The sequence below is a fragment of the Inquilinus limosus MP06 genome, from assembly GCF_000767795.1.
In the GTDB taxonomy this organism is placed as follows: Bacteria; Pseudomonadota; Alphaproteobacteria; order DSM-16000; family Inquilinaceae; genus Inquilinus; species Inquilinus limosus_E.
Genome location: NZ_JANX01000830.1, coordinates 1 through 1,973, shown reverse-complemented (window position 1 = coordinate 1,973; position 1,973 = coordinate 1). Strand labels below are relative to the sequence as shown.

2 protein-coding genes are annotated in these 1,973 nt (G+C 72.6%); both read right to left on the bottom strand.

The genetic code is table 11. From position 1 onward, the window contains the following. Nucleotides 1-1,322 (bottom strand): type VI secretion system baseplate subunit TssK (gene tssK / locus P409_RS32920; RefSeq protein WP_034848639.1); only part of this gene is annotated, 1,322 nt, incomplete at its 3' end. Between the two features lie 71 nt (nucleotides 1,323-1,393). After that, the coding region (gene tagH, locus P409_RS32915) for a type VI secretion system-associated FHA domain protein TagH (RefSeq protein WP_034848638.1) at nucleotides 1,394-1,973 on the bottom strand (580 nt) is incomplete at its 5' end.

Genomic DNA, 1,973 nt, shown 5'->3' with positions numbered 1-1,973 from the left:
CCCCGGATCGACCAGAGGTCGAGCGCCAGGTTCGGGAAGTCACCCGAGACATGGATCGCGAAACCGCCGGAGGACTGCATCTGCTGCCAGTGCGGGCTGTTGCGGTCGAGCTCGAAATACTGGGCGCCGGCGATGAAGGGCATCTGCCGCGGCGCCACCGGCAGCGGCTGCAGGTCGATGCCGGGCAGCGCCACATTGACCAGCTCGCGGATATGCTCGACCGCGCCGACCTTGGCCTTGCCCGGGAAGGTGCGGCGCAGCTGCTCGGCCGGCATGTCGGCCTGGACCACCAGCACGAAGCTGGTGCCGTTGAGCAGGGTGCGGTCCAGGATCGGGCCGACCCGCACGCCGTGCCGCCGCTCCTGCAACGGGATGCGGATCGCCGTCTGCTCCAGCACCGCCGACAGCGAGCGGCGGACATCCGCCATCACCGGGGTGAAGCTGCGCTGCAGGTCCTCGTGCCGGTAGGCGGGATAGGTGTTGGGCCGCCGCCGCGCATCGGTGAAGGTAGCGAACTCGCCGGCCATCTGCACCAGGACGCCGTACAGCGTCTCGGGGTGGATGTTGCCGGAATCAGCCAGATGCGCCAGCAGGGCCTGCCAGCGGTTGATCGACTGCAGCAGCAGGAAGTCGGCGACCTCGGTGTTGCTCTTGGTGCCGACCGCCGTGACCCGCGCCGCGATCGCCTCGCCGCGCTGGTTCAGCATGCCGGCCAGCTCGACCAGCAGCGCCGCCAGCGGCGCGGCGGCGGAGCAGACCAGGGCGGGCGGGATCCAGCGCTCGTCCAGCACCACGCGGCGGTCGGGCGTCACCTCGGTGATGCGGGCCACCGGCAGGCAGATGTAGCCGTCGCGGTCGTCGGTCTCCAGCAGGTAGCGCAGGCGCAGTTGGCCGACCTGCAGCTCGGCCGGCTGCGGCGTGCCGGAATGGGTGTCATAGGCCTCGAACGGCCGGGCGCCGTAGCGGCCGTCATCGGCGAGGATGCCGATCTCCGCCGCCCCCTGCTGGCGCACCGGGATCGCGAGATGGACCAGCGCGTTGCGCACGGAATCCGGCACATCCAGCGGCGGCGGCAGCTCGGCCTCGTCCGGCACGGCGAAGGGCGTGCCGTCCTCGAACACCCCGGCGGCGGAGGCGAGCGCGAACCGGCCCGCCGCGAGCAGGTCACGGGCGATGGCGATCCCGGTCACGCCCCAGGGATGGGGCCGCAGCGCGCCGACGCTGCCGCGGATCTGCGCCTCGACCCAGCGGTCCTGCTGCTGGAAGTGCTGGGCGCGGAGGAACATGCCCTCCTGCCACGCGATCCGACTGCTCCACGTCACGTCATTCTCCTTGGAAACGCGCCGCCCGGCCTGTGGCGGCGGTGCCCGGCCACGCCCGCCCGTGACCGCGGCTATTCGTCGTCGGCCCGGTCCGCGACCTCGGCCATCGCCCGCTCATAGGCGCGGGCGAAGGACTTGCCGAACACGCTGTCGAAATCATCCGCCAGGGCCCGGGTCACCGCGGCGTGCAGCGCCTGGTAGGCGTCCCAGCTGCGGGCCTTGCGCCGGCCCGGCAGCCCGTCCAGCGCCTTGGGCTCCAGCTTGCCCGCGGCCTGGGCGGGGGAAAGCTCGCCGACCAGATGGTGCACCGCCTGCTGCATCGCCGCGGAGACCGCCAGCTCGTGCAGCCGCATGTCGCGCAGCGCGTCGGCCACGGCGTCCCGGGCGCTCATGTCGCTGCGGCGGCCGATGCCCAGCAGGCCGGCCAGCGCGTCCTCGTCATCGGCCGAGAATTTCAGCGGGTTGTTGCCGGCGGGCCGGATCAAGGTCTGCTCGATGCGGAACTCGCCCTTGATCGCCGCCCGCGCGATCATCATCCGGCGCAGGCCGACGACCATGGCGCGGAAGGCCTCCCCCAGGCCGCGCAGCATCTCGGCCGGGTCGCCCTGGGCCGTGCCCCCCAGCCCGGCGCCTTCGATGAAGGCCGCCACC